This window comes from Streptomyces sp. NPDC019531, assembly GCF_044903305.1.
Classification (GTDB): domain Bacteria; phylum Actinomycetota; class Actinomycetes; order Streptomycetales; family Streptomycetaceae; genus Streptomyces.
The window spans coordinates 1-7,069 of record NZ_JBJDQL010000105.1; the positions used below are offsets into that span (position 1 = coordinate 1).

Annotated in this window: 3 protein-coding genes and 4 pseudogenes; 6 read left to right on the forward strand and 1 reads right to left on the reverse strand. The window is 66.9% G+C overall.

Annotation, left to right across the window (positions count from 1 at the left end; genetic code table 11):
- Positions 1–543 precede the first annotated feature (543 nt).
- The 6 genes and pseudogenes from ACI2L1_RS44680 to ACI2L1_RS44705 all read left to right on the forward strand — a co-directional run.
- Positions 544–675 (forward strand): annotated as a pseudogene (locus ACI2L1_RS44680) (IS5/IS1182 family transposase); the annotation flags it as partial.
- Between the two features lie 124 nt (positions 676–799).
- Positions 800–1,237 (forward strand): annotated as a pseudogene (locus ACI2L1_RS44685) (IS21 family transposase); the annotation flags it as partial.
- 670 nt (positions 1,238–1,907) lie between these two features.
- Positions 1,908–3,488 (forward strand): reverse transcriptase domain-containing protein, encoded by a 1,581-nt coding sequence (locus ACI2L1_RS44690; RefSeq protein ID WP_404745227.1) that lies wholly within the window; start codon positions 1,908–1,910, stop codon positions 3,486–3,488.
- A 96-nt stretch (positions 3,489–3,584) separates the two neighbouring features.
- Positions 3,585–4,562: pseudogene (locus ACI2L1_RS44695) on the forward strand (Mu transposase domain-containing protein); the annotation flags it as partial.
- Complete coding sequence (istB, locus tag ACI2L1_RS44700) at positions 4,559–5,329, forward strand: IS21-like element helper ATPase IstB (protein WP_404745228.1); 771 nt, start codon at positions 4,559–4,561, stop codon at positions 5,327–5,329. The pseudogene ACI2L1_RS44695 and the gene istB, both read left to right, overlap by 4 nt.
- Positions 5,330–5,384: 55 nt before the next feature.
- A pseudogene (locus tag ACI2L1_RS44705) lies at positions 5,385–6,067 on the forward strand (IS5 family transposase); the annotation flags it as partial.
- Positions 6,068–6,144: 77 nt separating this feature from the next.
- Here ACI2L1_RS44705 and ACI2L1_RS44710 read toward each other — a convergent pair.
- The gene (locus ACI2L1_RS44710) at positions 6,145–6,906 is read right to left on the reverse strand and encodes a hypothetical protein (RefSeq protein WP_404745229.1); all 762 of its coding nucleotides are present in this window, start codon (positions 6,904–6,906) and stop codon (positions 6,145–6,147) included.
- Positions 6,907–7,069: the final 163 nt, after the last annotated feature.

The window sequence follows — 7,069 nt, forward strand, 5'->3', positions numbered from 1 at the left end:
CGAACTGATCGCCCGAACCCTCCCGCAACGACACCGAAACCATGCCTGACCAGCAGAAACTCAACGATCACACCCGGAAAGACAACGGCCTCTGAGACGGACCTCGTGCGCTGGAGGACGCTTTTCGAGGAGCCCGATGCCGCGGAACTCGAGGGCCATGGGGTTGGAGGTCCGCCCCCCGGGTGGTCAGGCTGGCTGGAGTGGGCTACCGCTCGGTGGCCGTCACTCGCGTGACCGTCCGGCCCTAGGCACGGTTCTCCATGCGGATCATGCGGCGGAGGCTGGTGCGGGCTGCTGTGAGGTCGTCCTCAAGTTCGGTGACTCGCTGCCGGAGCCCGGTGTTCTCCGTGGTCGCCTGCCGTTCCGCCGTGGACAGCCGCAGGTTCTCCTCGGTGAGCTCGTTGATGCGGTCGACCAGGTCGTGGTTGCCGAGCTGGTCCCGATCCCCTCGACCAGTGGATCCACCGTCGGCTAACTGATCGTTTCAGAATTAGTCGGCCCGCAGACCTTGCGCTTCATGATCTTGCTGGGCAGGGTGTCCGCTTGCGTTCTGATCTTGTGCCTGACGACCTCTGGGAGCGCGTGTCACCGTTGCTGCCGCCTGCTCCTTCGCGGCGTCACCGCTACCCCGGTCGGCTGCGTGTTCCCGACCGGGCGGCCCTCGCAGGGGTGATGTCGGCGTACACAGATTCGTCCCCGGTCGCGTACGAGTGAAAAGGGACGCTTGATGGTGCGGTGAGTCGTAGCGCCCGGCACTGTGCTGCTCGTCCGGTGATGGGTGGCGGAGGGCGGTGGCGCGGTGGTTTTGGATCCGCAGCGCTGGCTGGAACTGCGGCGGTTCCGTGCTCTGGTCGAGTCGGGAGCGGTCAGTCTGACGGAGGTGGCCAGGGAGACGGGGCTGGACCGCAAGACGGTCCGCAAGTACCTGTCGAGCACGGCGGCGTCGGTGCCGCCGAGACGGACGTCGAACGGTCGGCCCCGGAAGAAGGTGGTCGACGAGGTTGCCCCGTTGATCGACGCGATGCTGCGGGCAGAGATCCTCATCAAGGGCGCCGTGGTGCACGAGCGGTTGCTGCAGGAGTACGGCTCGACGATCAACTATCAGCGGGTCAAGCTGTATCTGCAGGAGGCCCGGCCGCGGATCGCGGGTGAACTGGGCATCGCGCCGCGGGAGTTGGCGGGTATGCACCGCCGCTTCGAGGTGGTTCCCGGGGCTCAGGCTCAGGTCGACTGGGGCGGTGCGACACGAGGTCGCGTATATGAGTGAACTCGCAGATTGGAGGCCGGTTATGCCGGTTGCGTAGTTCTCGGTCAGTGTTCGAGACCGATCTCCGCTCTGACGTGCGTTCGCGGGTCCTGCCCGTGGAAGGTGCGAAGCTCAGGGAAGAAGCCCAAGGGCCCCCGATCCGTCAGGGGGAGCAACCGGGCAAGGAGAAGGCCGGACGGACGAACGCGAGTGAACCCCCTGTGATGCCTCGTCATCGACAAGCCCGGAAAGACGGGATGAATACCGGGTGATAGGGCCTGGCCGCTGGAAGAGGCGGCGAGCGACGACCGGAGCCTGCCCCGTCGGTCGTGTGAACACCGCTGGTCCCGGGGTTTAGGGGGCGTCCTCCCCGGTCGCATCTCGTATGCGCGGAACGTGGAAACCCCGTCGGGGTCCGGGTCTTCAGGCTCGGTAGGCCGATCGTGAGAGGGGCGTAAGCCCCCGGCGGGACAGGATGCCCAAGAAGCGGATGCTGGCTGCCGAAAGGCAACGGGACTCGTGGCACCACGGCTGCCCCTTCCAGGCGGTCGTCACGGGGAACCGGCCGGATGCCGGTCCAGGCGACCGGGCCCGAAAGGGCGCTGACGTGGGCTGGTGAGCCTTTGAACGCCGAGGCCGAAGGCCTCTCGAACCGAGGGACATGTTGGACACCATTGCGGTGAACGGACCCGAGGACGTTCTCGACTGGGACGCCATTGTCTGGCGGACTCACGAGGAGAACGTAGTGAGGCTGCGGCGGAGGATCTTCAAGGCGACACGGGAAGGCGACTGGGCTCAGGTCCGGTCCTTGCAGAAACTGATGCTGAGGTCCTGGTCGAACACGCTGGTCAGCGTGCGGCAGGTCACTCAGCGAAACGCTGGGCGTCGGACGGCCGGGATCGACGGGGAAACTGCCCTGTCGCCCGAGGCCAGGGCGGCGGTGGCGGTGCGGGTGCACCGCACGCGCTCGTCCTGGGACCCTATGCCGGTCCGCCGTGTGTACATTCCGAAGGCCAATGGAAAGCAGCGGCCGCTCGGCATTCCCGTGATCTTGGACCGGTGTCATCAGGCCCGGGTCCGCAGTGCACTGGAACCCGAGTGGGAGGCCCGCTTCGAGCCCCGTTCCTACGGGTTCCGTCCCGGGCGAAGCTGCGCTGATGCGATCGGTTCCCTGTTCTCCACGCTCAGCGGGCCGCGCGCTCGCCGGTTGTGGATTCTGGACGCTGATCTGTCAGCCGCGTTCGACAAGATCGGCCACTCACGGCTGCTCGATTCGCTCGGTTCGTTCCCGGCCAGGGACCTGATCGAGCGGTGGTTGAAGGCCGGGGTGGTCGACAAGGGGCAGTTCACGCCGACCGAGGAGGGCTCTCCTCAAGGCGGCGTGATCAGTCCGCTGTTGATGAACGTGGCTCTCCACGGGCTGGAGGAGGCCGCAGGGGTCCGTTATCTCACCACCGGTACCCATGCCGGAGATGTGATGGCGGACTCTCCGATCTTGGTGAGATACGCCGACGACATGGTCGCCTGCTGTCACTCCAGACAGCAGGCCGAGCAGGTCAAGGCACAGCTTGCGGAGTGGCTGGCGCCTCGGGGGCTGGTCTTCAACGAGGACAAGACGCGCATCGTCCACCTCGAAGAGGGCTTCAACTTCCTCGGGTTCAACGCCCGCCGCTATCGACGAGGCAAGCTGTTGATCAAACCAAGTGCGGAGGCGGTCAGGCCCCCCAACAAGTCGAAGAAGTGGATCGTTCGCCGCTACTTCGGCAGGTTCAACAAGTTCAGGAACGACCGGTGGGTATTCGGAGATCGCGCCAACGTGCTCAACGACCGCGGCGAGATCCCGATTCTCCTCAAGTTCTCCTGGACGAACATCGTTCGGCACCAGTTGATCGCAGGTGGAGCGTCACCCGACGACCCGGACCTGACGGACTACTGGGTCAAGCGGCGACGGAAGGTCAAACCCCCGCTGGACAGCTACAACTTGCGCCTGCTCGCCAAGCAGGACGGCCGCTGTCCGCTCTGCGGGGAACACCTGCTCACCGCCGATCAGCCCCCTCAGTCGCCCCAGGAATGGGAACGATGGTGGCTGAGCGTCGTCAAGAGAGCGATAGCCGCCGACGATCTCACTCATTACGGACGGCCCGACGCGCCGAACACGGACCGAACACGCCTCGTGCACGCCTCCTGCCACCGCAGGCTCCGGCCTCGCAACCGCAGGAGACCAGCAGTTGCACTCTCGTGAAGCCCATGGGGCTTGCTTGAGCCGAGGTGCGGGGAAACCTGCTCGCCCGGTTCTGAGGGGGCGGGGACGCAGCAATGCGTCCCCGCTACCCGACATGAAGGCAAGATCCTCGCCCACCTGGGAATCCCGAAGGTCTACTCGTTCCATATGGTGCTGTCGTACTCGCGCGATCCGTTCTGCTGCTTCACCACGAGCCAGGACCTGCAGACCTTCTTCGACTGCCATCGGCGGGCGTTTGCGCACTTCGGCGGGGTGCCGATGTCGATCGTCTACGACCGGACCAAGACCGTCGTGCGCCGGCACGTCGCTCCGGGCGAGGCGGTGCCGCTGCATCCGGAGGCGGTCGGCTTCGCCGGCCACTACGACTTCGACATCGACGTGCTGGCCGCCTATCGGCCCACCGGTAAGGGCCGGGTCGAACGCCAGGTGTTGATCGTGCGTGATCACGTGCTGGCCGGGCGGGCGTTCTCCTCGCTCGAGGAGCTGGATGCCGCCTTCATGGCGTGGGTGCCGCAGCGACGCGCCCGCACCCACGCCACCCACCACGAGGTCATCGGAGACCGGGCCGCCCGGGATCACGCCGCGCTCAAGCCGTTGCCGCCCTCGCCCTATCTGGTGGCCGAGCGGCATCTGCGGCCGGTCGGCAAGGACTGTCTGGTCGCGTTCGGCGGAAATCTCTACTCGGTGCCCGCCCGCAAGGTCCGCCCGCGTCAGCTGGTGGAGATCAGGGCGACGAAGTCCCAGGTCATGCTGCACGCGACCGCCCCCGATGCCGGCGGCGAGACGCTGCTGTCCAGCCATCCGCGGGCGGTCGGCCGCGGCGTGGTCGTCAAGCAGGCCGAGCACTGGGACGGCCTGCCGGCCGGCAAGAACCGCCGCACCACGACGGGCGACGAGCCGCCACCACCACAAAGCGAGTCCTCCGCGGCCGGCCGCATCGGGCCGTTGCAGGCCCTGTTGAACCGGGCCGCTGCCACCCAGATCGAGGTCGGCAGGCGGCCGCTGTCGGTCTATGACGAACTGACCGGCACCCGGCCCTTCACCACCAACTTCCCGACGAAGGAGTCGTCTTGAGCGAGCTGACCGGCAACCGCATCCGCACCACGGCCGGCAAGCTCGGCCTGCCCCACCTGGCAGAGACCATCAACGAGTACACCCGCCGGGCCGACGAGGCGAAGATGGGCTACCTCGACTTCCTCGACCTGGTCCTGTCCGAGGAACTCGCCGTCCGCGACGACCGCCGCTTCCGCCAGGGCCTGCGACTGTCCAAGCTGCCGCACCACAAGACACTGGACGAGTACGACTTCTCCTTCCAGCCCGAACTCGACCCGCGCAAGGTCAAAGACCTCGCCAGCCTCTCCTTCGTCGACGGCAAGGCGAACGCCGCACTGCTGGGGCCGCCCGGCGTGGGAAAGACGCACATCGCCGTCGCTCTCGCGGTCGCGGCCTGCCGGGCCGGCTACTCGATCTACTTCACCAGCCTCGACGACATGGTCCGCAACCTGAAAGCCGCCGAGTCGGCCGGGCGGCTGATCAACAAACTCGGCACCTACCTGCGACCGAGCGTCCTCGTGGTCGACGAAGTGGGCTACCAACCCCTCGAACGCGCCGAGGCGAACCTGGTCTTCCAGGTCATCTCCAAGCGCTACGAGAAGGGCTCCATCATCCTGACCTCGAACAAGACCTTCAGCGAATGGGGCCAGGTCTTCGGCGACGAGGTCCTCGCCACCGCGATCCTCGACCGGCTCCTCCACCACTGCGAAGTGATCGCGATCAACGGCCCGAGCTACCGGCTCAAGAACCGCCTCCAGGCCATCGAGCGAGAGACCGACGTGGCCTGACAACTGGGGACATTCAAACGTACCGACCCGGCCCGAGGGGAGAGTACGCCGACAGGTGATGTACGTGCTGCGGACCGGTGTCGCCTGGCGCGATGTTCCGGCGGAGGCCGTGGGCTGCTCCGGGGTGACTGCTTGGCGTCGACTGCGGGACTGGACGGGGGCCGGCGTGTGGCCGCGTCCGCACGCGGCTCTGCTGACCGAGTTGCGCCGGGCTGAGCTGCTGGACCTGGACGACTGCGCCGTGGACGGCTCGCACGTCCGGGCCTTGAAAGGGGGGATCTTGTCGGGCCGTCGCCAGTCGACCCTGCCCGTCCCGGCTCCAAGCACCATCTGATTGTCGACCGACATGGAACCCCGCTGGCCGTTACGCTCACCGGCGGGAACCGACACGACGTCACCCAGCTCGCGCCGCTGCTCGACGCTGTTCCGCCGATCCGTGGCCCGCGAGGACGGCCTCGCCGCAAGCCCCGGCGCTTGTATGCCGACAGAGGCTACGACTTCGACAAGTACCGACGGGTGTTGTGGGCGCGCGGCATCAAGCCGGTGATCGCCCGACGGGGCGTCGCCCACGGCTCCGGGCTGGGCAAGACCCGCTGGGTGGTCGAGCGCACATTCGCATGGCTGCACCAGTTCAAACGGCTGCGCGTCCGCTACGAACGTCGCGCCGACCTCCATCAGGGCCTACTGGAACTGGCCTGCAGCATCATTTGCCTCCGACGACTCCGAACGACGTGCTGAAGCAACAGCGGCCTCCGGGCGAGGGGTTCGTGAGGTTCCGGATCGGGCTGGAGCTGGTGCGATCCGGACCTCGCTGGTCAGAAGTCGGGGTGAACGCGTAGAGCCGCCAGGGCGACTGGGGCTTGGTCTGGCTTGAACGACCAGCCGGGCATGCCGCCCCAGGCGATCGACACCCGCAGGTACTCGACCAGGGTGATGCCGGATCGGCCGGCCACGCCGTGGATCACTGGGTCGGCCACGTACTGGGCCATCTCGATCTCGTGGGTGGCACCGCTGATGTTGGCCTTGTGCAACTCGTCCGGCGCGAAGTCGAAGAAGAACCCGTCCTCGCCAACCTCGGGGTCATCCTCAACGGCGTCCCGGTAGTCGCCCCAGCTCTCCCGCAGGTGCTGCACCGTAGGAAGGACCAGCGGGTCAGGAAGGATCGGGGCGGCGCTGTACTGGCTTCCTGCGGAATAGCACTCGCTCAGCGCCGGACAGTCCCCAGCGAACCACGCGCCGCCGACCTGACGGAAGCAGGCATCGAGAGCCGGGGGCACGGAGCCGATCTCGGCCCGAAGAAGATCGAGGTCTCGCAGATCCTCGGCCGTGACCGGTTCTCGGACGGGCATGACAGGCACGAGTCCGAGGTCGGTCAGTTGCTCCGCGAGACGGTCCACATTGCGTGCCACCCGCTGCATCGTCGCGAACGCCACAGCTCGGCAGTCCTCGTCGAGCGCGTCTGGAACGGAGCCAAGACGGCGCAGGTCCGCCCAGACTCCGTCATGGTCACCACTGATGTATCGCTGCGTAAAGGAGGTCACCGAGGCACCCTCCCCAACATCAGCATCTGCAGGCAAGCCCCGACCGCCTGCGCCATCCCCCACGTCCGTGCCTCGTGGCTCAACTCATTCTGAAACGATCAGTAAGGACAAGCGCGCGAACGGGCCGCGGTCTCCCACCGCGGCCCCTCATGTCCGGCCGTCGTCACCCGCCGTCGACGGAGGTACGGGACGGGAGGAC